The organism is Bradyrhizobium sp. AUGA SZCCT0169, from assembly GCF_018130085.1.
Taxonomy (GTDB): domain Bacteria; phylum Pseudomonadota; class Alphaproteobacteria; order Rhizobiales; family Xanthobacteraceae; genus Bradyrhizobium.
This window is the reverse complement of sequence record NZ_JAFCMC010000011.1, coordinates 74560-100853: the sequence shown is the minus strand read 5'-3', so window position 1 is coordinate 100853 and position 26294 is coordinate 74560. Positions and strand designations below refer to the sequence as shown.

General features: G+C 64.1%; 25 protein-coding genes. 16 read left to right on the top strand and 9 right to left on the bottom strand.

Annotated features, from left to right (window positions below):
- Positions 1-20: 20 nt before the first annotated feature.
- The gene (locus tag JQ609_RS15405; protein ID WP_212274033.1) at positions 21-845 is read right to left on the bottom strand and encodes a helix-turn-helix domain-containing protein; all 825 of its coding nucleotides are present in this window, start codon (positions 843-845) and stop codon (positions 21-23) included.
- Positions 846-955: 110 nt separating this feature from the next.
- On the opposite strand from JQ609_RS15405, the gene JQ609_RS15400 reads away from it, so the two are divergent.
- Complete coding sequence (locus tag JQ609_RS15400; RefSeq protein ID WP_212274031.1) at positions 956-1330, top strand: nuclear transport factor 2 family protein; 375 nt, start codon at positions 956-958, stop codon at positions 1328-1330.
- Positions 1331-1421: 91 nt separating this feature from the next.
- Positions 1422-2687, top strand: a complete 1266-nt coding sequence (locus JQ609_RS15395; RefSeq protein WP_212274029.1) for a flavin-dependent oxidoreductase — start codon at positions 1422-1424, stop codon at positions 2685-2687.
- Here the strand turns inward: JQ609_RS15395 and JQ609_RS15390 are convergent.
- Both JQ609_RS15390 and mutY read right to left on the bottom strand, forming a co-directional pair.
- Positions 2684-3106 carry a PaaI family thioesterase gene (locus JQ609_RS15390; protein ID WP_212211042.1) on the bottom strand — a complete coding sequence of 141 codons (423 nt, stop codon included), beginning with the start codon at positions 3104-3106 and terminating at the stop codon, positions 2684-2686. The genes JQ609_RS15395 and JQ609_RS15390 overlap by 4 nt on opposite strands.
- A gap of 132 nt (positions 3107-3238) precedes the next feature.
- Positions 3239-4339 carry an A/G-specific adenine glycosylase gene (mutY, locus tag JQ609_RS15385; protein WP_212274027.1) on the bottom strand — a complete coding sequence of 367 codons (1101 nt, stop codon included), beginning with the start codon at positions 4337-4339 and terminating at the stop codon, positions 3239-3241.
- A gap of 221 nt (positions 4340-4560) precedes the next feature.
- On the opposite strand from mutY, the gene JQ609_RS15380 reads away from it, so the two are divergent.
- The 10 genes from JQ609_RS15380 to JQ609_RS15335 all read left to right on the top strand — a co-directional run bounded on the left by JQ609_RS15380 (position 4561) and on the right by JQ609_RS15335 (position 15245).
- Entirely contained in the window at positions 4561-4848 is a 288-nt protein-coding gene (locus JQ609_RS15380; RefSeq protein WP_212211069.1) for a HigA family addiction module antitoxin, read from the top strand.
- Positions 4849-4888: 40 nt separating this feature from the next.
- Complete coding sequence (locus tag JQ609_RS15375) at positions 4889-5368, top strand: DUF721 domain-containing protein (RefSeq protein WP_212274025.1); 480 nt, start codon at positions 4889-4891, stop codon at positions 5366-5368.
- A gap of 117 nt (positions 5369-5485) precedes the next feature.
- A complete protein-coding gene (locus JQ609_RS15370) occupies positions 5486-6142 on the top strand; it encodes a DsbA family protein (RefSeq protein ID WP_212211046.1) in 657 nt (218 codons plus the stop codon).
- Positions 6143-6565: 423 nt separating this feature from the next.
- On the top strand, positions 6566-10030 hold the full coding sequence (smc, locus tag JQ609_RS15365) for a chromosome segregation protein SMC (protein ID WP_212274024.1): 3465 nt from the start codon (positions 6566-6568) through the stop codon (positions 10028-10030).
- Positions 10031-10165: 135 nt separating this feature from the next.
- The gene (locus JQ609_RS15360; protein WP_212274022.1) at positions 10166-11170 is read left to right on the top strand and encodes a small ribosomal subunit Rsm22 family protein; all 1005 of its coding nucleotides are present in this window, start codon (positions 10166-10168) and stop codon (positions 11168-11170) included.
- Positions 11171-11379: 209 nt separating this feature from the next.
- Positions 11380-11940, top strand: coding sequence for a LemA family protein (locus JQ609_RS15355; protein ID WP_212209282.1), 561 nt, complete (start codon positions 11380-11382; stop codon positions 11938-11940).
- 36 nt (positions 11941-11976) lie between these two features.
- On the top strand, positions 11977-13176 hold the full coding sequence (locus tag JQ609_RS15350) for a M48 family metallopeptidase (RefSeq protein ID WP_212274020.1): 1200 nt from the start codon (positions 11977-11979) through the stop codon (positions 13174-13176).
- Positions 13177-13333: 157 nt separating this feature from the next.
- Positions 13334-14092, top strand: a complete 759-nt coding sequence (locus tag JQ609_RS15345; protein ID WP_212274019.1) for a hypothetical protein — start codon at positions 13334-13336, stop codon at positions 14090-14092.
- Positions 14093-14151: 59 nt separating this feature from the next.
- Positions 14152-14820: a hypothetical protein gene (locus JQ609_RS15340; RefSeq protein WP_212033234.1), complete on the top strand. Its 669-nt coding sequence runs from the start codon at positions 14152-14154 to the stop codon at positions 14818-14820.
- A gap of 92 nt (positions 14821-14912) precedes the next feature.
- Positions 14913-15245 carry a GIY-YIG nuclease family protein gene (locus tag JQ609_RS15335; protein WP_212274018.1) on the top strand — a complete coding sequence of 111 codons (333 nt, stop codon included), beginning with the start codon at positions 14913-14915 and terminating at the stop codon, positions 15243-15245.
- Positions 15246-15287: 42 nt separating this feature from the next.
- Here the strand turns inward: JQ609_RS15335 and JQ609_RS15330 are convergent, their stop codons facing one another.
- Both JQ609_RS15330 and JQ609_RS15325 read right to left on the bottom strand, forming a co-directional pair.
- Positions 15288-15827 carry an adenine phosphoribosyltransferase gene (locus tag JQ609_RS15330; RefSeq protein ID WP_212209274.1) on the bottom strand — a complete coding sequence of 180 codons (540 nt, stop codon included), beginning with the start codon at positions 15825-15827 and terminating at the stop codon, positions 15288-15290.
- Between the two features lie 141 nt (positions 15828-15968).
- Complete coding sequence (locus tag JQ609_RS15325; RefSeq protein WP_212274017.1) at positions 15969-18131, bottom strand: anthranilate synthase component I; 2163 nt, start codon at positions 18129-18131, stop codon at positions 15969-15971.
- Positions 18132-18476: 345 nt separating this feature from the next.
- Here JQ609_RS15325 and JQ609_RS15320 point away from each other — a divergent pair, with 345 nt between their 5' ends.
- Positions 18477-19487: a VOC family protein gene (locus JQ609_RS15320; RefSeq protein ID WP_212274016.1), complete on the top strand. Its 1011-nt coding sequence runs from the start codon at positions 18477-18479 to the stop codon at positions 19485-19487.
- A 344-nt stretch (positions 19488-19831) separates the two neighbouring features.
- Here the strand turns inward: JQ609_RS15320 and JQ609_RS15315 are convergent, their stop codons facing one another.
- From JQ609_RS15315 to petA, 4 genes are all read right to left on the bottom strand, one after another.
- Positions 19832-20728 carry an NAD-dependent epimerase/dehydratase family protein gene (locus JQ609_RS15315; protein ID WP_212209269.1) on the bottom strand — a complete coding sequence of 299 codons (897 nt, stop codon included), beginning with the start codon at positions 20726-20728 and terminating at the stop codon, positions 19832-19834.
- A gap of 174 nt (positions 20729-20902) precedes the next feature.
- Positions 20903-21577, bottom strand: coding sequence for a dienelactone hydrolase family protein (locus JQ609_RS15310; protein ID WP_211999025.1), 675 nt, complete (start codon positions 21575-21577; stop codon positions 20903-20905).
- Between the two features lie 246 nt (positions 21578-21823).
- Positions 21824-23896: a cytochrome c1 gene (locus JQ609_RS15305; RefSeq protein WP_212209267.1), complete on the bottom strand. Its 2073-nt coding sequence runs from the start codon at positions 23894-23896 to the stop codon at positions 21824-21826.
- A gap of 65 nt (positions 23897-23961) precedes the next feature.
- The gene (petA, locus tag JQ609_RS15300) at positions 23962-24492 is read right to left on the bottom strand and encodes a ubiquinol-cytochrome c reductase iron-sulfur subunit (RefSeq protein ID WP_212209265.1); all 531 of its coding nucleotides are present in this window, start codon (positions 24490-24492) and stop codon (positions 23962-23964) included.
- A gap of 278 nt (positions 24493-24770) precedes the next feature.
- Here petA and JQ609_RS15295 point away from each other — a divergent pair, with 278 nt between their 5' ends.
- The 3 genes from JQ609_RS15295 to JQ609_RS15285 are packed head-to-tail and all read left to right on the top strand — an operon-like array spanning position 24771 to position 26292.
- Positions 24771-25226, top strand: coding sequence for a tRNA (cytidine(34)-2'-O)-methyltransferase (locus tag JQ609_RS15295; RefSeq protein ID WP_212274015.1), 456 nt, complete (start codon positions 24771-24773; stop codon positions 25224-25226).
- 35 nt (positions 25227-25261) lie between these two features.
- The gene (gene queE, locus JQ609_RS15290; RefSeq protein WP_212274014.1) at positions 25262-25894 is read left to right on the top strand and encodes a 7-carboxy-7-deazaguanine synthase; all 633 of its coding nucleotides are present in this window, start codon (positions 25262-25264) and stop codon (positions 25892-25894) included.
- 32 nt (positions 25895-25926) lie between these two features.
- Entirely contained in the window at positions 25927-26292 is a 366-nt protein-coding gene (locus JQ609_RS15285) for a 6-carboxytetrahydropterin synthase (RefSeq protein ID WP_212274013.1), read from the top strand.
- Positions 26293-26294: the final 2 nt, after the last annotated feature.

Here is a 26294-nt window from a genome sequence, read left to right as displayed (position 1 = left end):
CGTCATCTCCTCTGGTTTTGTCAGAGCGCCATCGTGCGCGCCATCTCTGCGGTGGCGTCATCAGCCGGAAAAAAGCATTCGATCTTGATCTGTTGCAGCGCCGCGTCCGTCGGCATCGCGAGCATCGTAAAGGTAGAAAAGAACGCGAGCCGGAAATCATCTTTGGCGAGTTGCATGATCATCACGGGCGAACTGGCGTGCGAATGGCGGGGAAGCCGCCATTCGGCCGGCAGCCCGGGATAGGCCATGATCTCGTCGAACAGGCGTGCCGCGGCGCGGCTGCCCTGCGCGACGTCGCGGTGCAGGATCTGGATCATCTGGCCGGCGAACTCCTCCCAGTTCACGATGAACTGCCGCAGGCCTTTTGGATGGAAAACGACGTGCATGGCGTTGTCGGCAACGCCGGCTTCCATCCGGTAAGAATCGCGAAACGGCTTGAGCAGGCGCGCGGACCCCTGGTTGCGCATCCGCACGTCCCAGTGTCCGTCGACCACGATCCCCGGATAAGGTTCCTGCTGCCGCAGCATGAAATCGAGCGCCTGCTGCACCGGCTGCAGATTTTCAGCCGCCAGCCCCTTGTCGCCATAGGGCGGCACGAAGCCCGCCGCGACATGCAGAGCATTGCGCTCCTCGAGCGGCAGATCGAGCGCGCTGCCGAGCAGTTGCACCATCTCGCGGCTCGGCTGCGACCGGCCGGTTTCGAGGAAGCACAGATGCCGCGCCGACACGTTGGCATCGCTTGCCAGCTCGATCTGGGTGAGACGGCGCACGCTGCGCCAGTGCTTCAGCAGGCTGCTGAAATGCCCGGCCGTGGTATCCTGCAAACCCAGTACTGGTGTGCCCATGTGCCGCAATCTAGACCATCAGATCAGAACGGCAATTACCTCGGATGTAAGTGACAAGCCGACAACCCCTTGCGAGAGTTGGGCATGGATTTGATCGTGCGGAGAGCATCATGGACGGCAACGCAATCAAGGAAGTCGTGACGCAGTACATGGCGGCATGGAACGAGCCGGAGGCTGCCGCACGGCAGGTGTTGCTCGCGCAATGCTGGAGCGACGGCGGCGTCTATCTCGATCCCAGGGTCTCGCTGACGGGGCGGAACGAACTCGCCCGCCACATCGCCGCGATGCAGGCGTCGCGGCCGGGCGCGCGGCTGGCATTCATGAGCGGCATCGATGTGCACCACAACGTGTTCCGCATCCTCTGGCGCCTGGTGCGCGCGGACGGCAGCTGCGGCGACATCTCGATCGATTTTGGCGAGGTCGGCCCCGATGGCCGACTGGTCAAGAACATCGGCTTTTTCGGCGCGCCGCCCCCGCTGCCGTAAAGTCTCGGGAGGGGAATATCTGCCGGCTTTTCGCAGTTGCCCCCTGCCGCCCCTCATGTCATGACGCCCTTGATCTAACAGGGGCGTAGACATGACCGTACTCATCGCCGGCGGCGGCATTGGTGGGCTGACGCTGGCGCTCAGCCTGCACCAGATCGGCGTTCCCGCACGCGTCTTTGAAAGCGTGCCCGAGCTGCGGCCGCTCGGCGTCGGTATCAACGTGCTGCCGCATGCGGTGCGCGAGCTGATCGAGCTTGGCCTGCACGACCGGCTCGACGCGGCCGCGGTCCGCACCAAGGAACTGGCGTATTTTTCCAAGCACGGCAAACCGATCTGGAGCGAGCCACGCGGCGTGGAAGCCGGTTACAAATGGCCGCAATTCTCGATCCACCGCGGCACGCTGCAGCAGATCCTGCTCGACGCCGCAACCGAACGGCTCGGAAAAGAGAACATCCTCACCAGCCATCATCTCACCGGCTGGACAGAAAGCGCCGATGGCGTCCGCGCCGAGTTCATCGACAAGGCGACCGGAAAAGCTGCCGGCCACCAGGACGGCGTGTTGCTGATCGCCGCCGACGGCATTCACTCGGCGATCCGCGAAAAGCTTTATCCGAAGGAAGGCCCGCCGATCTGGAACGGCCGCATCCTGTGGCGCGGCATCACCACGTCGGACGCCTTCCTGTCCGGCCGCACCATGATCATGGCCGGTCATGAAATCCTGAAATTCGTCTGCTATCCGATTTCGAAGGCGCCCGACGCGTCAGGCAAATCTAGCATCAACTGGGTGGCCGAGCGGCACATGCCGCCGACCTATCAGTGGCGCCGCGAGGACTATAACCGGACCGCAAACCTCGACGAATTCCTGCCCTGGTTCAAGGACTGGAAGTTCGACTGGCTCGACGTGCCCGGCCTGATCCGCGATTGCCCGCATGCGTACGAATATCCGCTGGTCGACCGCGATCCGATCCCGCAATGGACCTTCGGCCGCGTCACCCTGATGGGCGACGCCGCGCATCCGATGTACCCGATCGGCTCCAACGGCGCCTCGCAGGCGATTTTGGATGCCCGCGTCATCACCCGCGAAATCCTGGCGCACGGCCCGACCAACGCCGCGCTCGCAGCCTATGAGGCCGAGCGCCGGCCCGCGACCACTGACCTTGTGATGCTGAACCGGCGCAACGGGCCGGAACAGGTGATGCAGATGGTCGAGGAACGCGCCCCCGACGGCTATGAGGTCGTCACCGACGTGCTGTCGCTGCAAGAGCTGCAAGACATCGCCGCCAACTACAAGCGCGTCGCCGGTTTCCAGGTCGAAGGCCTCAACGCCAAGCCGCCGATCGTGCAGCTGGGGCGCTAACGACCTGATAGTTTCGCCGTCTCGACCAGCCGCGCGCTGGTGGTGGCCGTTGCCAAGACGGTGCCGTCTTCGGACATCAGCCTGCCCTCGACGAACGCGATGGTCTTGCCAAGCTGCGTCACGGTCGCTTCACCAACAATCTTGCCCGGCTTGGCCGGGGTTAGAAAATTCACGGTCATGGTGATGGTTGCGGTGTAGAGTTTTCCGTCGGTCATCGCGAACACCGCCGGCCCCATGGTGTCGTCAAGCATCGCCGAGAGAATGCCGCCCTGCACGAAGCCGGCCGGGTTGCAGAAATCCTTGCGGCCGTCGAAGCCGATCCGGACCCAGCCTTTCTCGGGGCGTGCATCGAGCAGGTGCCAGCCGAGCAGCTTTGAGGATGGCGGGGGCGTGAGATGGTCGAGCGCGGTGGCGATCATGGGAACCTCCTGATCGCCGCGTTGTAGCGGAGGCCTGCTGACAGCATGGTGTCAGCAGCCATAGCGTTTTCGAGCGAAGTGGGTACCCGGTTCGCGTGAAGGAAACGCGTCAAATAAAGATAACACCTTGCCTTAGAGATCCAGCCCGTGCGCGATCGCCTTGCGCATCACATTGGGCAACGCTTCGCCGGCGAGCGTCGCGATCGGCACCCAGCGCATGCCCTCGGGCGCACGCGTCCGTGCGGCCACCTTCGCCGTGTAGATCACGAGCTCCAGCGGAAAATGCGTGAAGACGTGCGTCACCACGCCCACCTTGCGATGCCATTTGGCGATGCCCTTGAGCGCCGGCGCCTGCGCCAAGGCCGCCTTGTCGCCCTGTCCGGCGAGCCAGTCCGAGCCCGGCACTTCGGTCATGCCGCCGAGCAGGCCCTTTGCCGCGCGGGTGCGGACCAACAGTTCATCGCCCCGCGTGACGACGAAGGCCGCGCCCCGGCGCAGCGTGCCGGATTTCTTCGGCGCCTTGCGCGGAAAGGTTTCCTGGTCGCCGCGCGTGAGTGCGAGGCAATCATCATTCAGCGGACACAGCACGCAAGTCGGCTTCTTCGGTGTGCAGATCGAGGAGCCGAGGTCCATCAGAGCCTGCGCGCTGTCCCCGGCGCGAGATGGACCCAGCAACGTTGCCGCGAGCTGCCGGATCAACGGTTTGGCCTGCGGCAGCGGTTCCTCGACCGCAAACAGCCGCGACACCACGCGCTCGATATTGCCGTCGACCGGCATGGTTCTGATGTCGAACGCAATCGCCGAGATCGCCGCCGCCGTGTACGGCCCGATCCCCGGCAGTGCGCGCAGGCCCTCCTCGGTATCCGGAAACACCCCGCCATGATCGCGCAGCACCGCGACCGCGCAGGCGTGCAGATTGCGCGCCCGTGAATAGTAGCCGAGCCCGGCCCACATCCGCAGCACGTCGTCGAGCGAGGCTTGGCCAAGCGCCGTCACATCGGGCCAGCGCGTCACGAACTTCAGGAAATACGGCCCGACCGTTTTGACGCCGGTCTGCTGCAGCATGATCTCGGAGAGCCAGACCCGGTAGGGATCCGCGCGCTCCCCCGCCAGCGGCCGCCACGGCAGCACGCGGCGATGGCGGTCGTACCAATCAAGCAGCAGCGCGGGGCAGCCCGGAGTTGCCTTGGGCGCATCGCGTGGTTTGATCTTGGCTGCTGCAATTGAATTCATGCGAACACTCTAATGGCTGGACACCAATCTCTCCACGTCATGCCCGCCCTTGTCGCGGGCATCCACGTCTTTCTTCTTGATGGTCCAAGACCTTCTTGATGGTCCAAGGCGTGGATGGCCGGGCATAGGCGAGCGGAAGCGACGCCGTCGTTCAGACGGCTATACCCGGCCATGACGGTGTAGCGGTTCCTGCCGAGAGCCGCGCCGTGCTAAAAGCCCCCATGGCAAAGCGCAATCCGCACCCCGGCGAAATTTTACTCGAAGAGTTCCTCAAGCCGATGGGTTTGAGCCAGAACGGCTTGGCGCGCGCCGTCCACGTCGCCCCTCGCCGCATCAACGAGATCGTGTTGGGCAAGCGCGACATCACCGCTGACACCGATCTCAGGCTCGCGCGCTATTTTGGCCTATCGGAAGGATTCTTTCTCGGGCTGCAGATGGACTACGACCTGATGCACCGGCGGCGGGAGATCGACCGTGACCTCAAGGCGATCCGCCCGCGCGCGGCATGATACCGACTGCCACCGCCCGCTAGTGGTGCTATAAGCCCCCATGGCAAAACCCGGCCCGATCTCCGCAAAACCGCTTTCCGTCCTGCTCGGCGATGTGTTTTCCGACGCCTATGCCAAGCAGGGGTTCGCCGCGCGCGAACTGGTGACGCGCTGGGCCGAGATCGCAGGCCGCGAGATCGCGGCCCATTCCGAGCCCCTGAAGATGCAATGGCCGCGGCCGGTCGAGGGCCAGCCGCAGGAGCCGGCCACCCTGGTGCTGCGGGTCGAGGGTCCGATGGCGCTCGAAATCCAGCATTCCTCGGATGTGATTCTGGAACGGGTCAACCGCTTCTTCGGCTGGAGCGCGGTCGGACGGCTGGCGCTGCGACAGGCGCCGCTGTCGCGCCGGGACCGGCCAAAACCGTCCCGCGCGCCGGACCCGAAGGCGGTCGCCGAGATCGCCAAAACCCTGTCCTTGGTGGAGGACGACGAATTGCGCGACGCGCTGGCGCGGCTCGGTGCCTCGATCAAGCGAAATTGAGCCCGCCGTGCGCCTGCGCCGCGGCAACCTGCCATTGCCACAATTATCGTTTCAAGCTACGCGAAGGCACGTTTTTCCTACTTCTTCGGGCGTGAACGCGCCAATCGGGAGCTGACCTTGATCATCACGCGCCGCGCCTTCACCGCCGCCCTTTCGCTGACCGGGCTTGCCGCCCTCGCCGGCTTCTCGCCGCTGCGGCTGATCAATGACGCGCTGGCACAGGGTGCTGCCGACGTCGCCAAGCCGCAGTCGCTGCCGGACATGGCGCTCGGCCCGGCGAATGCCTCGGTCACCATCACCGAATACGCCTCGATGAGCTGCTCGCATTGCGCAGCGTTCACCGAAAACGTCTTCCCCAAGATCAAGTCGGAATTCATCGACAGCGGCAAGATCCGTTTCGTGTTCCGCGAATTCCCGCTCGACATCAAGGCCGCCGCCGGATCGATGCTGGCGCGCTGCATCGCCAAGGACGACGCGCCGAAATATTTCGCGGTCGTCGACCTGCTGTTTAAGCAGCAGAACGACTGGGTGTTGAAGAACACCACCGAGACGCTGATCCGGATCGGCAGGCAGGCCGGCCTCACGCAAGCGGCGGTGGAAGACTGCCTCAAGGACCAGAAGCTGCTCGACAAGATCGCCGCCGACCAGAAATACGCCGCCGAGGTGCTGAAGGTGCAGTCGACGCCGACCTTCTTCATCAATGGCGAGATGATCAAGGGCGAGCAGAGCTTCGAAGAGTTTTCGAAGCGCATCAATGCGATGCTCAAGAGCTGACCGGCGCGCCGGAGCCTTGTCCGTTCCGATGGAATCGGAACGGGGCTCTCGATTTTTGTTTTGACGCGTTTTTCTACCGCAGATAAGTCTACGCAATCTGCGCAAAACTTGATTGCTATGCGAACCGGGATCCACCCCCGGATCAAGTCCGGGGGCATGCTTCGCTGGAAAACGCTCTACGGACGTCAAATCCCTGTTGAAAACCTGATTCGTCCACCGGATTCGTACGGGCCCGTAAGCCCTGCAAAAACCTCGACAAAAGGCTTGGGAAAAGCCCTCCGTCCCGTTGCCCTTCGGCCCCGGCCTCGCCATTGTCGCAGGCCATAAGAGCCGCAACGCGCGACTCGTCCACACACCGACATTGCCTTCTATGGTATTGTCACGGCAGGGAGATTCGCGCCCGGCCAACAGAGAATCGTGTTCATGAAACTCACGCGCCTCCGTCTTCATGGTTTCAAATCGTTCGTTGAACCCACCGACTTCATGATCGAGCCGGGTCTCACCGGTGTGGTCGGGCCGAACGGCTGCGGCAAATCCAATCTGGTCGAGGCACTGCGCTGGGCGATGGGCGAGACCTCGCACAAATCGCTGCGCGCCGCCGATATGGATGCGGTGATCTTCGCCGGTTCCGGCAACCGTCCGGCGCGCAACCACGCCGAAGTGGTGATGACGATCGACAATGCCGATCGTTCGGCGCCGGCGGCAATGAACGACCGCGAGATTCTGGAAATTTCCCGACGCATCGAACGCGAAGCGGGCTCGGTCTATCGCATCAACGGCCGCGACGTCCGCGCCCGCGACGTGCAGATCCTGTTTGCGGATGCCGCCACCGGCGCGCGTTCGCCGGCGCTGGTCCACCAGGGCAAGATCGGCGAAATCATCCAGGCCAAGCCCGAACAGCGCCGCCGCGTGCTGGAAGATGCCGCCGGCGTCGCCGGGCTGCACGCCCGCCGCCATGAAGCCGAATTGCGGCTGCGAGCCGCCGAGACCAACCTCACCCGCGTCGAGGACGTGATCGGCCAGCTCTCCGGCCAGGTCGACGGCTTGAAGAAGCAGGCGCGGCAGGCGATCCGATTCCGCGAAGTCGCCGCCAAGGTGCGCAAGGCCGAGGCCACGCTGTTCCATCTGCGCTGGCTCGAAGCCAATACCGACGTGGCGGAAGCGGCCCGCACCCATGACCTCAACGTGCGCGAGATGGCTGAACGGACCCGTGAACAGGCCGAAGCGGCCCGTATCCAGGCGATCCGCGCCTCCGAACTGCCGGCGCTGCGCGACGGCGAAGCCCGCGCCGCGGCCGGACTGCAACGCCTCACCAATGCGCGCGAGTTGCTCGACCGCGAGGAAGAGCGCGCGAAAGAGCGCGTCGCCGAACTCGACCGCCGCCTGACCCAGTTCACCGCCGACATCGCGCGCGAACAGCAGCAGACCTCCGATGCCGAAGTCGCATTGCAGCGGCTCGACACCGAAGATTCGGAAATCAAGGAAGAGATCAAGTCGCGCGTCGAGAAGCGCAGCGGCGTCGATGAACGCGTCTCCGAAGCGGAAGCGACGCTCGCCGCCGCCGAGCGCATGTTCTCGGAACTGACGACGGTGCTGGCCGATCTCACCGCCAAACGCAATCAACTCGAGGCTGGCGTGCGCACCCATCGCGACCGCCTCGCGCGGCTCGACCAGGAAATCGCCAACGTCCAGAGCGAGAAGCAAAAGCTCGCGCAGGAAACCGGCAATCTCGGCGACCTCGACGCGCTTGCCGGCGCGATGGAGACCGCGCAGGAAACGCTGGCCGCTTCCGAAGCCGCGGCGCAGGCCAACGAGGCCGGCCATGTCGCGGCGCGCGCACGGCTGGAAGCGTCCCGTTCGCCGCTGGCGGAAGCCGACAAGCGCGTGCAACGGCTGGAGACCGAAGCGCGCACGATCTCGAAGCTGGTCAATGGCGAGACCAAGAATTTGTGGCCGCCGATCATCGATGGCGTCACCGTCACCAAGGGCTACGAGAAGGCGATCGGCGCCGTGCTCGGCGACGACCTCGATGCGCCGATCGATCCCTCCGCGCCGATGCGCTGGACCAATGCGGGCGCAACCTTCGACGATCCGGCGTTGCCCGCGGGCGTCGAAGCGCTTGCCGCCCATGTCGAAGCCCCGACCGAACTGGCGCGGCGTCTGGCGCAGATCGGCGTCGTTGCCAAGGAGCGTGGCGCGGAACTGGTGTCTCAACTCAAGACCGGCCAGCGGCTGGTGTCGCTGGAAGGCGACGTCTGGCGCTGGGACGGCTTTGTCGCCGCCGCCCACGCCCCGACCGGCGCCGCGCGGCGCCTGGCCGAACGCGCCCGCCTGGTCGATATCGAAAACGAACTGGAGCAGGCCCGCGCAGATGCTGCCGCCAAGCGGCAGGCGCTGGAAGACGCCGAGAGCGAATTGAAGGCGGCATCGGGCGCCGAGTCTGCCGCCCGTGACGCCTGGCGTGCCGCGCAGCGCGAGGCCGATGCCGCGCGCGAACGCCATGCCGCGACCGAGCGCGAGATCAACCGCCACGCCGCGCGCAAAGCAACGCTGACGGAAGCCCATACGCGCCTCGCCGCTGACCGCGCTGAGGCTGACGCCGCGCACGAGAACGCCAATGCAGCGCTGGCCGAGCTGCCGCCGAGCCTCGAGACCGAAACCAGGCTCTCGACCGTGCGCACCGACATCGAGGGCCATCGCCGCTTCGCAGCCCAAGTGCGTGCCGAAGCACAGGCGCTGGCACGCGAGGCTGAACTGGCCGACCGCCGTGTGCAGGCGATCCTCGCCGAGCGCACCGAATGGCAGAACCGCAAGCAAAGCGCGGCCTCGCAAGTCTCGACCATCGAAGCCCGCGTCACCGAAGTGACCGCAGAGCGTGCCGAGCTCGAAGACGCGCCAGCGCTGTTCGCCCAGAAGCGCCGCGCGCTGATCAGCGAGATCGAGTCCGCCGAAAGCGCGCGCCGCGTCGCCGCGGATGCGCTGGCTGCGGCCGAGAGCGTGATGGCGGAGACCGACCGCGAGGCAAAGGCTTCGCTGGAAGCGCTCTCCAGCGCCCGCGAGGCGTGCGCCCGCGCCGAGGAACGCATGGACGGCACCAGGCGCCGTCTCTCCGACATCGAGCGCGAAATCCACGACATGCTCGAAGTCGAGCCGCATGCCGTGGCTGGTCTCGCCGAGATCGAGCCGGGCGCGGAATTGCCGCCGCTCGCCGAGATCGAGGAAAACCTCGAAAAGCTGCGCCGCGACCGCGAGCGGCTCGGCGCGGTCAATCTGCGCGCCGAGGAAGAACTGCGTGAAGTCGAGACCCAGCACACGGCATTGACCACCGAACGCGACGACCTGGTGGAAGCCATCAAGCGGCTGCGCCAGGGCATCCAGAGCCTCAACAAGGAGGCGCGCGAGCGGCTCCTGACCTCGTTCGAAACCGTCAACGAGCACTTCAAGCGGCTGTTCACCGAATTGTTCGGTGGCGGTGAAGCCGCCTTGCACCTGATCGAGAGCGAAGATCCGCTGGAAGCCGGCCTCGAAATCATCGCCAAACCGCCCGGCAAGAAGCCGCAGACGCTCTCACTGCTGTCGGGCGGCGAGCAGGCGCTGACCGCGCTGGCTCTCATCTTCGCGGTGTTCCTCACCAACCCGTCGCCGATCTGCGTGCTGGACGAAGTCGACGCGCCGCTCGACGACCACAACGTCGAGCGGTTCTGCAACCTCTTGCATGAAATGACGTCCTCGACCGAAACCCGCTTCATCATCATCACGCATAATCCGATCACGATGGCGCGGATGAACCGGCTGTTCGGCGTCACCATGGCCGAACGCGGCGTCTCGCAACTGGTCTCCGTCGGCCTCGACGATGCGGTGAAGATCCTCGACCAGCACGTGGCGTGAGATTGCGCTTTCGCCGCGACACCCAATGATGTCATCATCCGCGAAAGCGGATGATCCAGTACGCCGCGCTGCCCCTGATTATCGCAGCCGTCCCGGCGTACTGGATGCCCGCCTTCGCGGGCATGACAAGCAGAGATGACCTCACCCGACCTCCCCGCCGAACTGAAAGCCGCGCTTGACGCCAAGCTGCGCGGTTTTTCGCGCAATGACGCGGCCGAGCGCTCGGCGTCGATCTCGAAAAACTACCGCGACGGCGGCGGCTCCGGCACGATCCGATCGGAGACCGATGCACTGGCCTATGCGCTGGCGCGGATGCCCGCGACCTATGCCGCGGTCACAGCAAGCCTGAATGCGCTCTGCGAGGCCCGGCCGGACTTTGCGCCCAAAACCCTGCTTGATATCGGCGCCGGGCCAGGCACGGCGAGCTGGGCGGCGGCGGAAGCATTTGCCTCGCTGCGAGGCTTTACCCTGCTCGACGCCAACGACGCGTTGCGCAAGCTGGCGCTCGATCTGGTCAGCGAGAGTTTTCGCCTGCGCGAACTCCATTACGAGCGGGGCGAAGCCCGCAACGCCCTGATCAAGGCAGACGCCGCCGACCTCATCGTCGCCAGCTATGTGATCGGCGAACTCAGCGCCGCCGAGCAGAACGCGCTAGCCATGCTGATGTGGGAAAAGACCCGCGACACGCTGCTGGTGGTCGAGCCCGGCACACCGGCCGGCTATGCGCGGATCATCGCGCTGCGCGAACGGCTGATTGCGGCGGGCGCCCATGTCGCCGCCCCCTGCCCGCACGACGGAACATGTCCGCTTCAAGCACCGGACTGGTGCCATTTCACCCAACGCCTGCAACGCTCGCGCGCGCACAAGCAGGTCAAGGGCGCCGAGCTGCCATACGAAGACGAACGGTTCGCCTATGTGGCGCTGACGCGCGCGCCGTTAGCGGAGCGCCCGGTCCGGGTGTTGTCGCAGCCGGCCATCTCCAAGGTCGAAGTCATGGCCAAGCTCTGCACCCCGGGCGGTCTCGTCATCAGCCGGACGCCCCGGCGCGCCAAGGCGGATTACGCCGTTGCCCGTCGCTGGCGCTGGGGCGATGCGGTGGCGGAGCAAACGGGTCGTCCCGGCGAAGGCCGGGACCCATAGCCCCCGGCGCTAATCGTTAAGCGTTGGTCAGAGTGCTCCAACGAAAGGCCGCAGCGTATGGGTCCCGGCCTTCGCCGAGACGACGAAAGCTTGAACTTATCCATCGCTCGTTTCGACTAAACGAAGCCCCCACGTCGCGGCGGGCTGCCGCACGCCCCGGTTTTCGTCTAGGTTCCACACTTTCTTCGCCTCATCAGGAGTTGCCTGCCATGTCGACGAGCTGGATCGTTATCGGCGTCATTGTCATTCTCGTGTTGTTCGCCATCGGCGCGTATAACCGCCTGGTCGCGCTGAGCCAGCGTGTCAGCCAGGCTTTTGCCGACATCGACGTCCAGCTCAAGCAGCGCCACGACCTGATTCCGAACCTGGTCGAGACCGTAAAGGGCTACGCCAGCCACGAGCGCGGCACGCTCGACGACGTCATCAAGGCCCGCAACTCCGCGATGTCGGCGCAGGGGCCGGCGCAGATCGGCGCCGCCGAGAACCAGCTGAGCGGCGCGCTCGGCCGCCTGATCGCGCTGTCGGAGGCCTATCCGGACCTCAAGGCCAACGCCAATTTCCAGCAGCTCGCCGGCGAACTGTCCGACCTCGAAAACAAGATCGCCTCGAGCCGCCGCTTCTTCAACAACGCGGTCCAGGAATACAACACCGGCATCCAGCAGCTGCCCGCCGCGCTGTTCGCCGGCATGTTCGGCTTCACCAAAAAGGAATTCTTCGATCTCGGCGCCAGCCGCACCGAAGTCGAGGTCGTGCCGACCGTAAAATTCTAACGGCCGCGACATTTCCAGCAAGAAGCAGCACACATCATGGCCGCGTACGGGCTCTACACGCATATCGCATCGAACAAGTTCCGTTCGATGCTGCTGCTTGCGGGCCTGTTCCTGCTGATCTACGTGCTGGTCTATGCCGGCGCGCTGCTGGCGGAAGTCGTGATCCGCAGCGACCGCTCGGTCGACTATTATTTGCGGGCCGCAGCGCGCGATCTGGTCACGGCCTTTCCCTATGCGACGGGCATCGCCGCGCTCTGGATCGTGATCGCCTATTTCTTCCATCAGAACATGATCGACGCCGTCACCGGCGGCGAGGACGTGACGCGAAAGCAGCAGCCGCGGCTCTATAATCTCCTGGAAAACCTCTGCATCTCGCGCGGCCTTCCGATGCCGAAGCTGAAGGTGATGGACAGCCCGGCGCTGAACGCATTCGCGAGCGGCCTCAACCGCCGGCAATACGCCATCACCGTCACCACAGGGCTGCTGAGGACGCTCAACGATCAGGAGATCGAAGCGGTGCTGGGCCATGAGCTGACCCATATCCGCAACGGCGACGTGCAGCTGATGGTGATCGCGGTCATCATCGCCGGCGTGGTCGGCTTCTTCGGCGAATTGTTCTTCCGGATGTTCACCAATTTGTCGTGGAATTCGTCCGGCGGATCGTGGTCATCCTCGTCCTCGCGTTCATCGTCCTCTTCGTCCTCGGACAGCGACAACAAGAGCTCCGGCGGTGGTGCGATCATCGTCGTCATTATCGCGGTTGTGCTGATCCTGCTGGCCTGGCTGCTGTCGCAGGTGGTCAAACTGGCGCTGTCGCGGTCGCGCGAATTGCTGGCCGACGCCGGCTCGGTCGAACTGACCAAGAACCCGGACGCCATGATCACGGCGCTGCGCAAGATCGAAAATCGGGGCGAGCTTCCCGGCGCCACCTCGGCGGTGATGGAACTGTGCTTCGACAATCCCCGCGAGGGATTTGCCGATCTGTTCGCGACCCATCCGTCTGTGGAGTCGCGGGTCAAAGCGCTGGTGCAGTACGCCGGCGGCCGCGATCCCGGCCCGCTGGCCCTGCCTGACGAGGCCGACGACGAGCCGGAGAATCAGGCGGAACCGCAGTCGGCGGATCAGCTGCCGCCCCCGGTCCCTCACGGTCCGTGGAGCGATGCCGCGGCACCCGCGGGCTTGCCGCAATCGACACGACAGGGTCCTCGCTGGGGACCCTGGGGCCGGCACAGCTGAGCCTCGGTACGGCGACATTAACGAATTACCTACGAATAACGCCGGTGCGGGCTCCAGGAATTGAATTCTCCCTTGTTTCTGCCATGTTCGCGCCCAAACAGGTATATGGGGACCTGCCGATCGCTCCCGCGATCGGGGGCGCGTAGTAGGAAATTCCATGGCAAAGCCAGTCGTGATTGTGGTCGGCGCGGACAAGGGCGGGGTCGGCAAGACGACCGTGTCGCGAACGCTGCTGGATTATTTCAGCGCCAACAACGTCCCGACCCGGGCGTTCGACACCGAGTCGCCGCGCGGCACGCTGAAGCGCTTCCACCCCGACATCACCCAGATCGTCGATATGACGACGACCGCGGACCAGATGAAGATCTTCGACACGCTCAATGCCGGAACCTCGGTGACCGTGATCGACGTGCGCGCCGGACTGCTGTCGCCGGCGCTGGCCTCACTCCGCGACATCGGCTTTCTCGATGCCGCCAAGGCCGGCCAGATTACCTTTGCCGTGTTCCATATCCTGGGACCCTCGATCGCCTCGCTGGACGAAATCGCCGAGACCGCCAATTTCATGCAGGGCGCCAAATATTACCTGGTGAAGAACTTCATCAACGACACCCAGTTCTTCCAGTGGGACCAGGCGACCTACAATTCCTATTTCCACCGCATCAAGGATGCCACCGAGCTCACGATCCCCAAGCTCAACGAAATGGCCTATGAGCAGGTCGAGGTTTCCTCGGTGCCGTTCCTCAAATTCGTCGCCAACAAGGGCACCAGCGACGAAGCCGCGAACTATTCGTTCGTGCTCCGCGGCTATGTCCGGCACTGGCTCGCCAATGTCTGGAGCGAGTTCGACCGCATCAAGCTGACCGACCTGGTCGGCGGCGGCAGCGGCAAATCGAGCAGCCGCAGCGGCGAAAAATAATCGCGCAAGGTGCGCGATGGGGCTGGATTAGGCGGAAAAATCGCCTGATATAGCGCGTGATGAGCCCCACGTCCGTCTACATCATCTGCTCGCCCCGCCCGCTGGTCGGCAAGACGCTGATCGCGCGGCTGCTCAGCGAATTCCTGCTGCTGAAGAACGGCACGGTGATCTCCTTCGACATCAATCTGAAGGAGCCCTCGCTGCTGGAATATCTGCCGCGCACCACCGAGACGGCCGACGTCATCGACACCTTCGGCAAGATGCAGCTGATGGACCGCCTGATCGTCAATGACAGCGTCGCCAAGGTCATCGACCTCGGTTTCCACGCCTTCGACGAGTTCTTCAAGATGATCGATGAGATCGGCTTCATGAAGGAAGCCGTGCGCCGCGGCGTCGCGCCGGTGATCCTGTTCGTGGCCGATACCGACCGCGCCTCGGCCACCGCCTACCACATGCTGAAGCAGCAAATTCCCGCGAATGCGCTGATCGCGATCGACAATGAGCACGTGGTGCGCGGCGAATTGCCCGCCGCGATGGAACGGGGACGCGTGCTCCGGATATCGGCGCTGCCGGTGTTCCTGAAGACCTATATCGACCGGCTGACCTTCTCCTTCACGGGCTATCTGCGCCAGGAAAAGGATTCCTCGACCGAACTGCATCAATGGATCCGCAGGAATTACACCAGTTTTCGGGAGCTGGAACTCAGCCTGATTCTGCAGCGGTCGTGAGGCCGGCCTCGACAATATTACCCGGGTAATATTGACCTGATCTCACCTGGCTGCTATCGCCTTCCCCGACAGCAACCCGCCCAAGGCCTCCGGTGACATCAGACAGAAAAGCCGCCATCGCCGCCTACAAGGAGCGGAAGACCATCGCGGGGATTTTCGTGATCCGCAGCAAGGCCTCGGCCGAGCAATGGGTCGGTCAGGCCCCTGACCTCGAAAAGATCCAGAACCGGATCTGGTTTTCGCTGCGCCAGGGCAGCCACACCTGCCGCAGCCTGCAGGCGGCATGGACCACGCATGGGCCCGAAAATCTGACCTTCGCGGAATGCGAGCGGTTGGAAGAGGAAGAGACGTTCTACATCAGGGACGCGCTGTTGAAAGAGCGTCTGAAGCACTGGCGCACGCAACTCGGCGCCCAGGCGGTTTAATCAAGTGTCGTCCCTGCGATCGCTCAGATGCGCAATTGCGCATCAATGCCCTTCGAACGCCATCAGTGTTCGTACCGGCACGTCCATCGCCCGCAGCTTGTCGGCGCCGCCCAGATCAGGCAGGTCGACGATGAAACAGGCCGCGACCACATTGGCGCCGATCTGGCGCAGCAGCTTCACCGCGCCTTCCGCGGTGCCGCCGGTGGCGATGAGATCGTCGACCAGGATGACCCGCTCGCCGGGCTGCACGGCGTCGGCATGCATCTCCATTTCATCGAGGCCGTATTCCAGCGAATAAGCGATCCGCACGGTGGTGTGCGGCAGCTTGCCTTTCTTGCGGATCGGCACGAAGCCGGCGGAGACCTGATGCGCCACCGCGCCGCCGAGGATGAATCCCCTCGCCTCGATGCCGGCGACCTTGTCGACCTTGCTGCCGGCCCAGGGCTGCACCAGTTCATCGACCGAACGGCGGAACGCGCGCGCATCCGCGAGCAGCGTGGTGATGTCGCGGAACAGGATGCCCTTCTTCGGGTAATCCGGAATAGTGCGGACGGTGGCCTTCAGGTCATGTTCAAACGTCATCGGTTTCTCTTTTCCTCTTCGTCATTGCGAGCCACCCGGTCGGCGCGCAGCGCCGCCGGATGACAGGCTCCGCGAAGCAATCCATTGCCGCCAAGGGGTGGATTGCTTCGTCGCAAGTGCTCCTCGCAATGACGTCCCCGTTCAATTCGTAACATGCAGCCGGAACGCGTTCTCGACAATACGCAAACCCACCTCGCCGCCGAGCGACATCAGCGATTCCGGATGAAACTGCACGCCGCCGACCGGCAGGGTCTTGTGTTCGATCGCCATCGCAACCCCATCCTCGGTGGTTGCGGTGACCTGCAACACGTCGGGAACGCTGTCGCGCTCGACATAGAGCGAGTGATAACGGCCGATCACGATCTCATTGGGCAGGTTCTGCATCAGCCGCCCGCCCCGCACCTGGACCCGCGACGGCCGGCCGTGCGCGGGCTGGCCGAGTTGCCCGAGTTGGCCGCCGAAATATTCGCCAATTGCCTGCACGCCGAGGCAGACGCCGAAGATCGGCAGCTTCTTCTCCAGCGCCGTTCCTATGGTTTTCGAGATCCCGAAATCCTCGGGCCGGCCGGGACCCGGCGACAGCACCAGCAGATCCCAGATTTTCTGGTTCAGCATCTGCTGCGCATGAACATGCCGGACCACGGTCACGGACGCGCCGACCTGCCGGAAATAATCCGCCAGCATGTGCACGAAGCTGTCGTCGTGATCGATCAACAGCACCTTCTTGCCCGAGCCGGTCGCGTCAGGCGCGAACGCCGACAGCGGCTTCGGCGGATCGCCGCGCAGCGCCTGGAACAGGGCGGCCGCCTTGACCTGGCATTCCCGGTCTTCAGCGGCGGGATCTGAATCGAACAGACAGGTCGCGCCGACGCGCACTTCGGCGAGCCCATCCTTCATCCGGATGGTGCGGATGGTAAGCCCGGTGTTGATGCTGCCGTCGAAATTCACAGCGCCAATGGCGCCGGCATACCAGCGCCGGGACGAGCGCTCATTGTCCTCGACGAACTGCATCGCCCATAATTTCGGCGCACCCGTCACCGTCACCGCCCAGGCGTGGGTCATGAACGCATCAAGCGAGTCGAAGCCGGGGCGCAAAATGCCTTCGACATGGTCGACGGTGTGGAACAGCTTTGAGTAGGTCTCGATCTGGCGCCGCGCCAGCACCTTGATGGTGCCGGGGACGCAGACGCGCGCCTTGTCGTTGCGGTCGACGTCGGTGCACATGTTGAGCTCGAATTCGTCTTTTTCCGAATTCAGCAATTGCCGGATTTGCTCGGCATCGCCGATCGCGTCGACACCGCGCGCGATGGTGCCCGAGATCGGGCAGGTCTCGACCCGCCGTCCGTCGGAGCGCACGAACATTTCCGGCGAGGCCGCGACGAGAAACTCGCCCTCGCCGAGATTCATCAACGCGCCATAGGGCGACGGGTTGATGCGGCAGAGCCGCTGGAACACTTCGGCGGGCGAACGCTCGCACGGCTCGGCGAATAACTGCCCGGGCACCGCCTCGAACAGATCGCCGCGCGCGAATGCGGCGCGTGCGGTCTCAACCGTCGCCTGGTATTCGCCGGGCGCGTGATCGGCAAAACCCTGCCGCGGCGTCTTGGTGTAGACGCTCTCGGCGGTGTCGCGCGGCAGGCCGGCGGTGGATCTGCCGTTCCAGGCGAAATCGTAACTCAGCACCACGCCACGGCCGGTGGCGCGGTCATAGGCGAGCAGGCGATCCGGCACATACAGCACGATGTCGCGCTGGTCGGCCTCGCGCGCGCGCTTCTGCACGAGGTCCTCGATCTGAAATACGAGGTCGTAGGCGAAGGCGCCGAACAGGCCGAGCAGCGGATCGTCATTGGCGGTGAAGCTCGCCACCAGATCGCGCACCAGCGACATCACGCTGGCGCGTCGGGTGCGCTGGTCTTCATCGACAGGCGCGGGGCCCCGGATGATATGGCCGGCGAGACGCGACGCGCTCTGCTCGGTGACTACGACGCAAGGTTCGCGCAGGACCTCGCCGAGAAAGGCGATCAGTACCTCGCCGCGCCCGTTCAGCGCGCTGAGCGCGAAATTCGCGCCCTCGGTTTCCAGCACCAGCGGCGGATCGGAAAAACCGAGGTCAAAGCTCTCGTAGCGGCCCGGCACCGTGGTGCCCGAAGACAGCACCACGCCACGGCGGCGGTCGAGCAGGTCGATCAGGTCATCGAGCCGCTTGGCGTCGCCGGAAAATTGCTCGACGGTGCGCGAGATCGCAAGACCACTGACGGTCCGGTAATCGCTGTGCTCGGGCAGGGAGAAGACGGTCCTGTTCATGTGATCCTCTTACGAAACTTGGTGAGGGAACGCCACACAGGACAAACGAAGGGCAAATAAACAAACCGCCGGTCGCACTGCGATGGCGACCTTCGACGATTGTTAAAATGAAATCGCACCGGCCACCTCTTTAAGAGGTGCGCCACCAAAGACGGGATGGGCGGACGGCGGTGCTCATGTCGCTTAATCACCATCCGCCGCGAGCGATGTCAAGGGAGGCCTCGGCGCCCTGGCCTGCCCAGCCGGCTATCTTTTGGGGTTTGAAACGGCCAAAATCCGCGTAGCATCCGGCCCAAGCGGCGGCGGCAACAACGCCCGAAAACAACAGGCAGGCGGAGGCAAGGGATGGCATTGCTGGGTCTGGGATACGCGGGCTTCGGATCGGATGCGCTGGAGGACTGGCGCCAGTTCGGGACCTCCCTGGTCGGCCTGCAGGCGGTCGAGCGCGGCAACTCGCTGCTCGCCTTCCGGATGGACGACCGCAAGCAGCGCATCGTCATCGACCGCGCGATGGGCGAAGGCGCGCGCTTCTTCGGCTGGGAAGTCGCCGACGCGGCGGCGTTGGACCAGCTCGCCGCCCGGCTCGAACAAGCCGGCATCACCGTCACGGCCGAGCCGCAGACGCTGGCCGATGCCGGGCGCGTGCGCGGCCTGATCTCGTTTCGCGATCCCGGCGGCAACCGGCTCGAGGCGTTTTACGGCGCCGAGATCGACGAGACGCCGTTCAGTCCGGGCCGCTCGATCTCGGGCTTTCGCACCGGTCCGCTCGGCCTCGGACATGCCGTGCTGACCGTCGAGCACATGGATCCGATGATGGCGTTCTATGTCGACGTGCTCGGCTTCGGGCTTTCCGACTACATCGAAAAGCCGTTCCGCGCCTATTTCTTTCACGTCAACGCGCGGCATCACAGCCTGGCGCTGATCGAGACCGGCAGGAACGGCATGCATCATCTGATGGTGGAATTGTTCTCGCTCGACGATGTCGGGCAATCCTACGACATTGCGATGATGCAGCCCGACCGCGTCGGCGTCACGCTCGGCCGCCACACCAACGATTTCATGACCTCGTTCTACGCCAGGACACCGTCGTCCTTCATGATCGAATGCGGCTGGGGCGGCCGCGAGATCGATCCGGCGACATGGCAGCCGGTCGAAATGCATCATGGCCCGAGCCTGTGGGGACATGAACGGGTCTGGCTGCCGCCGAAAGACCGCGAGACCGCGCGCCAGATGCGGATGCAAGCCGCCACCGAGGGCCTGCGCGCGCCGGTGCAGGTGATGGAAGGCAATTACCAGCTGATGTCCGGCACGTGCGCGTGGTGGGACGGGGTGCGGGGCGATGCCGGCTCCTCATAACGGATGTCGTCCCTGCGAACGCAGGGACCCATACGCCGCGGCCTCTGTTGCTGAAAGAGGAAGATAGCGACCAGCGTGCAAAACAATTATCGCTGGTGGCTATGGGTCCCTGCGTTCGCAGGGACGACAGAGCTATAGTTCACAGACCACACCTCTCCCAAAGTGCGGCCATCTCCTCATCGCTCGCGAACTCTCCGAGTTCGGCCTGTTCCAGCCCCTCCAACACCGCCGACCGATGCGCTGCGGCACGGCGAACGCACCTTCGCCGACCGCGATCGGTTCTTGGTCTGGCTGGATAGTTGGTACCATTCGAACTCACCCTCCGATCCACGCCGGGTTGCCTGCTACCGATAACAGCCCTGCTCGATCTCCTCGATCAGGCTGCGCGCCTGCGGCTTCCAGCCGAGCTGCCGTGCCCGCACCGCACGCACGCGGCTGTTGGATGCCATCGTGTTTTCAGCCGTGCCCTCGCCCCATTCGGCGACCGCCTCTTCCATCGACATTGCCGATGGCGGTCCAGCAAAACCCAGCATGCGGTTGATGGCTTCGCAAACCTCGCGCATCGAATCCTCGCCATTCTCGGCGAAGTAGAACGCGCCGGCTGGCGCCTTCTCGATCGCGAGCGCATAGAGCGTCACGAGATCGTCGATATGAACGTTCGACCAGATATTCTCGCCGGGACCGGCATGGGCCGCGTTGCCGCGTTTTTTCGCGAGCTTTATCAGGAAAGGTACCTGCACGCTGTCGCGTCCCGCCCCATGGCCGATGCCGTAGATCAGGCTCGGGCAAATGATGACGGGACGGCAGCCCTTGTCGCGATAGGACAGGATCAATTCGTTCAGCGCGACCCGCGCCGCACGCGCAGGCGATGGCGTAAACGGCGTGTCTTCATCGAACACCGCATCGGAGCGCTGGCCCTTGGACTGTGTGCCGATGATGCTCGAACCCGAGGTATGGATGAACGGCTTGCCGCTTCCGGCCAGCGCGCCAAGCAGGGCATCCACCGCGCCCTTGTGATCAGCACTGGCCGCATTGATGACGATGTCGGCGGCGCGCGCCGCCTGCGCCAGGATTTCTGCGTCATCCAGCGTTCCCGATAACGGCTCGATGCCGCGGGCGCGCACCGCATCGGCCTTTTCCGGGGAACGAACCAGGCCGGTGACCTGATGTCCGGCGGCCACGAGATGAGCCGCCACCGATCCGCCGATATAACCGGACGCGCCTGTGCAGAAGATTTTCATTCTCAACCTCTATCTATCGTCATTGCCTGCAACAAACGCGAAGCGTTTGTGCAAGGGAGCGAAGCGGACGAAGCATCCATAGCGCCGCAAGCTGAAACATGGATTGCTTCGCGGAGCCTGTCATCGGGCGGCGCTTCGCGCCGACCCGTTGGCTCGCAATGACAAGGAGACGTCTTACCCTAGATGCTTCCTGAAAAACTCCGTAGCGCGGCCCCAGGCGAGCTCCGCGCACTGCCGGTCGTGCACCGACAGGCGCTGTTCATTGCCAAAGCCGTGCTCGGCGTCATAGCGGAACAGCTCCAGCGACTTGCCCGCTTCCTTCATCGCCTTTTCGAAACCGTCGACCAGCGCCGGCGTGCACCAGTCGTCCTTGTTGGCGAAGTGGCCCTGCAGCGGAATTTTCACGTCCGCCGGTTTTGCCGCCTGCTCGGGCGGGATGCCGTAGAACACCACACCGGCCGTGAGCTCCGGAATCTTGGTGGCGCCGATGATGGTGACGGCACCGCCGAGACAAAAGCCGGTCAGGCCGACCTTGGCGCCGTTCTTGGCGAGATATTGCGCGGCGCCGCGCACGGTCTGCGTCGTCGCATCCATGAAATCCAGCGAGTTCATCTCTTTGCCGGCGGCGTCCGTGTCGTGATACGGCACCACCGTGCCCTTGTAGAGATCCGGCGCCAGCGCGTCGAACCCGGCCGCCGCGAAGCGGTCGCACATGCCCTTGATCTGGTCCTGCAGCCCCCACCATTCCTGGATCACGACCACGCCCGGCGCGTTGCCGCGCGCCGCATTGGCGAGATAGCCGGCCGCGTCCTTGCCGTCGGGACGCTTGAAAGTGATGCTGGTTCCCATGGGGTCCTCCGTATTTTTTGGGGAGCGATTGGCGGCCATTTTGTCCGCTGTGGGGTCCGGAAGCAATCCATTAGCCGTCATTGCGAGCGCAGCGAAGCAATCCATGCCGCCGCATAACGGATAGGTGGATTGCTTCGCGGAGCCTGTCCATCCGGCGGCGCTGCGCGCCGACCGGGTGGCTCGCAATGACGAACCCAACAAAAAAGCCCCCGCAGGGGCTTTTCCGAATTGCGATGAACCCAGCGCTTAGTGCGCGTTGGCCCAGACCTTCTTCTTGGTGAAGTACAGCAACCCCGTGAGCAGGATCAGGAACACGAACACCTGCAGACCGAGCCGCTTCCGCGCCTCCATGTGCGGTTCCGCGGTCCACATCAGGAACGTGGTGACGTCCTTGGAGTACTGCGCGACGGTGGCCGGCGCGCCGTCGTCATAGGTCACCTGGCCGTCACTGAGCGGCTTCGGCATCTTGATGGCGTGGCCGGGGAAGTACTTGTTGTAATAGGAACCTTCTGGAAGCGAGAAGCCGGCTGGCGGCTTGTCTTCATAGCCCTGCAGCACGGCCGAAACGTAATCCGGGCCCTGCTCCTGGTACTGGGTGAAGAAGTCGACCAGGAACTGCGGAAAGCCGCGCGGGTAGGAACGCGCCTTGTTGATCAGCGACAGGTCCGGCGGAAACGCGCCGCCATTGGCGGCCCGCGCCGCATTCTCGTTCGGGAACGGTGACGGGAAATAGTCGGCCGGCCGGCCCGGCCGCTCGAACATCTCGCCCTTGTCGTCCGGACCGTCCTTGACCTTGTAATCGGACGCGAACGCTGCCGCCTGCGCCACCGAATAACCGGGACCGCCGGCTTCGGCGAGGTTGCGGAAGGCGATGTAGGACAGGCCGTGACAGGACGCGCAGACTTCCTTGTAAACCTTCAGGCCGCGCTGCAGCGCGCCGCGATCGAACTTGCCGACCGGGCCAGCGAACGACCACTTGTTTCCGGGCGGTTTTTCCTGGCCCTCCGCCGCGCGAGCATGCTGCATGCCGCCGGCCAACAACCCGCCGGCGACGAGGAGCGCAAGCACCGTCGAAACCATCGGTGTCGACTTGCTTCCGGTCTTGGCCAGCACGTCGTCGGCGATCGAATTCGGCACCGGCCGCGGCGTCTCGATCCGGCTCAAGAGCGGCAGCAGGATCAGGAAATAGGCGAAGTACATGAAGGTCAGGATCCGGCCGGCGACCACGTAGATGCCTTCGGCGGGCTTGGAACCGAGCCAGCCCAGCAGCAGACAGACGACGACGAAGACCCAGAAGAACTGCTTCGCCAGCGGGCGATACTTCGAGGAGCGGGTCTTCGCGTTGTCCAGCCAGGGCAGGAAAGCCAGGATCAGGATCGCACCGAACATCGCCACCACACCGGCGAGCTTGTTCGGGATCGAGCGCAGGATCGCGTAGAACGGCAGATAGTACCATTCCGGCACGATATGCGGCGGCGTCACGCCGGGATTGGCCGGGATGTAGTTGTCGGCTTCGCCGAGATAGTTCGGCATGTAGAAGATGAACCAGGCGAAGAACAGCAGGAAGCAGGAGACGCCGAACGCATCCTTGATGGTGGCGTAGGGCGTGAAAGGCACGGTGTCCTTTTCGGTCTTCGCCTCGACGCCGGCCGGATTGTTCTGGCCCGCAACGTGCAGCGCCCAGATGTGCAGCACGACCACGCCGGCGATCACGAACGGCAACAGATAGTGCAGCGAGAAGAAGCGGTTCAGCGTCGGATTGCCGACCGAATAGCCGCCCCACAGCAGCGTCACGATGCTCTCGCCGAAATACGGCACGGCCGAGAACAGATTGGTGATGACGGTGGCGCCCCAGAAGCTCATCTGGCCCCACGGCAGCACGTAACCCATGAAGCCGGTCGCCATCATCAAGAGGTAGATGATGACGCCGAGGATCCAGAGGATTTCGCGCGGCTCCTTGTACGACCCGTAATACAGGCCGCGGAACATGTGGATGTAGACGGCGAAGAAGAACATCGAGGCGCCACAGGCGTGCATATTGCGCAGCAGCCAGCCGTAGTTGACGTCGCGGACGATCAGTTCGACCGATTTGAAAGCGAGATCGGCATGCGGCGTGTAGTGCATCGCCAGGATCACGCCGGTCACGATCTGCAGGGCCAGCATCATCGAGAGGATGGCGCCGAAGGTCCACCAGTAGTTCAGGTTACGCGGCGTCGGATAGGCCACGAACGAGGAATGGACGAGACCCATGATCGGGAGACGCCGTTCGATCCACTTCAAGGCGGGGTTGGTCGGCTGGAAATCGGATGGTCCGCTCATTGATGCGATCCTGAGGAAGTAAAACGACGCGACGGATTAAGGTCCCGGACGGGCGTCCGGGGGCCTTAGCCGATCTGGATTTTGGTATCGGAAACGAACGTGTAGGGCGGCACCGGCAGGTTGGTCGGCGCCGGGCCCGAGCGGATGCGGCCCGAGGTGTCGTACACCGAACCGTGGCAGGGGCAGAAGAAGCCGTCGTAACTGCCCTCATGGGCGATCGGGATGCAGCCGAGATGGGTGCAGATGCCGATCACCACCAGCCACTGGTCATGGCCCGCCTTGACGCGTGCCGAGTCGGGCTGCGGATCGGGCAGGCTCGACAGCGACACCTTCTGCGCCTCTTCGATCTGCTTCTTGGTACGATGGCTGATGTAGATCGGCTTGCCGCGCCAGAACACCTTGATGTCCTGCCCTTCGGCAATCGGCGTCAGATCGACCTCGATCGGCGCACCGGCCGCGATCGTCGATGCGTCCGGGTTCATCTGGGCAACGAGCGGCCACACTGTGGCAGCGGCGCCTACGGCGGCGACGGCCCCCGTTGCAACAAAAAGAAAATCACGGCGTGTCGGATGGTCCGCCGAAGACGCTGTCGTCACGATTCCAAGCCCTTTCTCATCTGCAGCCAGCGGAACCGCCCCGGAGACGCTGGAATCGCGCCCGAAAGTGGCTGCCGGCGCCCGCGGCCCCCGCGGCGGCAGAAAGACCACTTTTCCCGGCCAATCCGGGCGGAACAAGCAGTCCAGAATCGTTCTATTGGCACCCTTGCCGTAAGAGCGCAAGCCCGCTATCGGCTCGCAAGCGTGCAATGCACTAAATCCGCGTCGAGCTGTGATTATTCAGTCATTTCATCAGGGCTTCACAGGCCGCCAACATCATGCAGATTGCGCTATTCCAGCCCGATATCCCCCAGAACACCGGAACGATTCTGCGCCTGTGCGCATGCCTGGATGTCGCGGCCCACATTATCGAGCCCGCGGGCTTTCCGGTGTCCGACCGGCATTTCCGCCGCTCCGGCATGGACTATCTCGACCATGTCGCTATTACACGCCACGACTCATGGTCAAAATTCGAACAATGGCGTAACGACGGGGGTTTCCGGCTGGTCCTGTTTACGACCAAGGGGGCCGGTTCCTATCTGGATTACCGCTACCAGCGGGATGACGTCCTGCTGTTCGGGCGGGAATCCGCAGGTGTCCCCGACGAGGTCGCCGGCGTCGCCGATGCGCGGCTGGTGATCCCGATCAAGCCGGGCCTGCGTTCGCTCAACGTCGCGATGGCGGCCGCCATGGCACTGGGCGAGGCGCTGCGGCAAACCGGTTCCAATACTTGATTGAGAAGGCTTGATCGAGACCTGATGGAGAGATGGTGAGTTACGCGGTCAAAGAGATCTTTCTGACCCTGCAGGGCGAAGGCGCGCATGCCGGCCGCGCGGCCGTGTTTTGCCGTTTCGCCGGCTGCAACCTCTGGACCGGCCGCGAACAGGACCGGAGCTCCGCCACCTGCAAATTCTGCGACACCGATTTCGTCGGCACCGACGGCACGCTGGGCGGCCGCTATGCCTCGGCCGATGAACTCGCCGATACCATCGCCGCGCAATGGACCGGCGCCAACGCCAACCGCTACGTCGTGCTGACCGGCGGCGAGCCGCTGCTGCAGGTGGACACGCCGTTCATCGACGCGCTGCATGCGCGCGGCTTCGAGATCGGCATCGAAACCAACGGCACCATCGAGCCGCCCGAGGGCATGGACTGGGTCTGCGTCAGCCCGAAAGCCGGCTCCGATCTCGTGGTGCGCCGGGGCCATGAATTGAAGCTGGTCTATCCGCAAGCGGATGCAGCGCCCGAGCAATTCGAAGGTCTCGCCTTCGAGCGCTTCTCGCTGCAGCCGATGGATGGACCCGACGTGGTCGAAAACACCGCACGCGCGATCGACTATTGCCTGCAGCACCCGCAATGGCGACTCAGCCTGCAGACACACAAGACACTCGGTATCAGGTAGTACTGGCATCAGATAGGATTTGAGCTTTCACAATGTGGGAACTGACGAAATCGTTTCGCTTCGAGGCCGCACATTCGCTGCCGGGAACGACCTTTGGCGCTGATAGTGAAGAGATTCACGGCCACTCGTTTCGCGCCGAAGTGACCATGCGCGGCACGCCCGATCCCGCCACGGGGATGGTGCTCGATCTCGGCTTGCTCGAACGCAGCATGGCGGAGGTCCAGAAGGCGCTCGACCACAAGCTCCTCAACAAGGTCGAGGCGCTTGGCCCGCCGACGCTGGAAAACCTGTCCCGCTTCATCTGGGAGCGGGTCCAGCACGCCGGAAAGATCACCCGCGTCAGCGTTCACCGCGACAGCTGCAACGAGAGCTGCACCTATTACGGTCCGCAAGGCTAGAC

What these genes read in the sequence shown, in the direction of transcription:
- JQ609_RS15355 (WP_212209282.1), top strand. Translation starts at nt 11,380, where the DNA reads ATGTCGACGAGCTGGATCGTTATCGGCGTCATTGTCATTCTCGTGTTG.
- JQ609_RS15285 (WP_212274013.1), top strand. Translation starts at nt 25,927, where the DNA reads ATGTGGGAACTGACGAAATCGTTTCGCTTCGAGGCCGCACATTCGCTG.
- JQ609_RS15400 (WP_212274031.1), top strand. Translation starts at nt 956, where the DNA reads ATGGACGGCAACGCAATCAAGGAAGTCGTGACGCAGTACATGGCGGCA.
- JQ609_RS15315 (WP_212209269.1), bottom strand. Translation starts at nt 20,728, where the DNA reads ATGAAAATCTTCTGCACAGGCGCGTCCGGTTATATCGGCGGATCGGTG.
- JQ609_RS15320 (WP_212274016.1), top strand. Translation starts at nt 18,477, where the DNA reads ATGGCATTGCTGGGTCTGGGATACGCGGGCTTCGGATCGGATGCGCTG.
- JQ609_RS15395 (WP_212274029.1), top strand. Translation starts at nt 1,422, where the DNA reads ATGACCGTACTCATCGCCGGCGGCGGCATTGGTGGGCTGACGCTGGCG.
- mutY (WP_212274027.1), bottom strand. Translation starts at nt 4,339, where the DNA reads ATGAATTCAATTGCAGCAGCCAAGATCAAACCACGCGATGCGCCCAAG.
- JQ609_RS15375 (WP_212274025.1), top strand. Translation starts at nt 4,889, where the DNA reads ATGGCAAAACCCGGCCCGATCTCCGCAAAACCGCTTTCCGTCCTGCTC.
- JQ609_RS15340 (WP_212033234.1), top strand. Translation starts at nt 14,152, where the DNA reads ATGAGCCCCACGTCCGTCTACATCATCTGCTCGCCCCGCCCGCTGGTC.
- JQ609_RS15350 (WP_212274020.1), top strand. Translation starts at nt 11,977, where the DNA reads ATGGCCGCGTACGGGCTCTACACGCATATCGCATCGAACAAGTTCCGT.
- JQ609_RS15330 (WP_212209274.1), bottom strand. Translation starts at nt 15,827, where the DNA reads ATGACGTTTGAACATGACCTGAAGGCCACCGTCCGCACTATTCCGGAT.
- JQ609_RS15390 (WP_212211042.1), bottom strand. Translation starts at nt 3,106, where the DNA reads ATGATCGCCACCGCGCTCGACCATCTCACGCCCCCGCCATCCTCAAAG.
- JQ609_RS15380 (WP_212211069.1), top strand. Translation starts at nt 4,561, where the DNA reads ATGGCAAAGCGCAATCCGCACCCCGGCGAAATTTTACTCGAAGAGTTC.
- JQ609_RS15305 (WP_212209267.1), bottom strand. Translation starts at nt 23,896, where the DNA reads ATGAGCGGACCATCCGATTTCCAGCCGACCAACCCCGCCTTGAAGTGG.
- JQ609_RS15360 (WP_212274022.1), top strand. Translation starts at nt 10,166, where the DNA reads ATGACCTCACCCGACCTCCCCGCCGAACTGAAAGCCGCGCTTGACGCC.
- JQ609_RS15405 (WP_212274033.1), bottom strand. Translation starts at nt 845, where the DNA reads ATGGGCACACCAGTACTGGGTTTGCAGGATACCACGGCCGGGCATTTC.
- JQ609_RS15295 (WP_212274015.1), top strand. Translation starts at nt 24,771, where the DNA reads ATGCAGATTGCGCTATTCCAGCCCGATATCCCCCAGAACACCGGAACG.
- JQ609_RS15310 (WP_211999025.1), bottom strand. Translation starts at nt 21,577, where the DNA reads ATGGGAACCAGCATCACTTTCAAGCGTCCCGACGGCAAGGACGCGGCC.
- JQ609_RS15345 (WP_212274019.1), top strand. Translation starts at nt 13,334, where the DNA reads ATGGCAAAGCCAGTCGTGATTGTGGTCGGCGCGGACAAGGGCGGGGTC.
- smc (WP_212274024.1), top strand. Translation starts at nt 6,566, where the DNA reads ATGAAACTCACGCGCCTCCGTCTTCATGGTTTCAAATCGTTCGTTGAA.
- JQ609_RS15325 (WP_212274017.1), bottom strand. Translation starts at nt 18,131, where the DNA reads ATGAACAGGACCGTCTTCTCCCTGCCCGAGCACAGCGATTACCGGACC.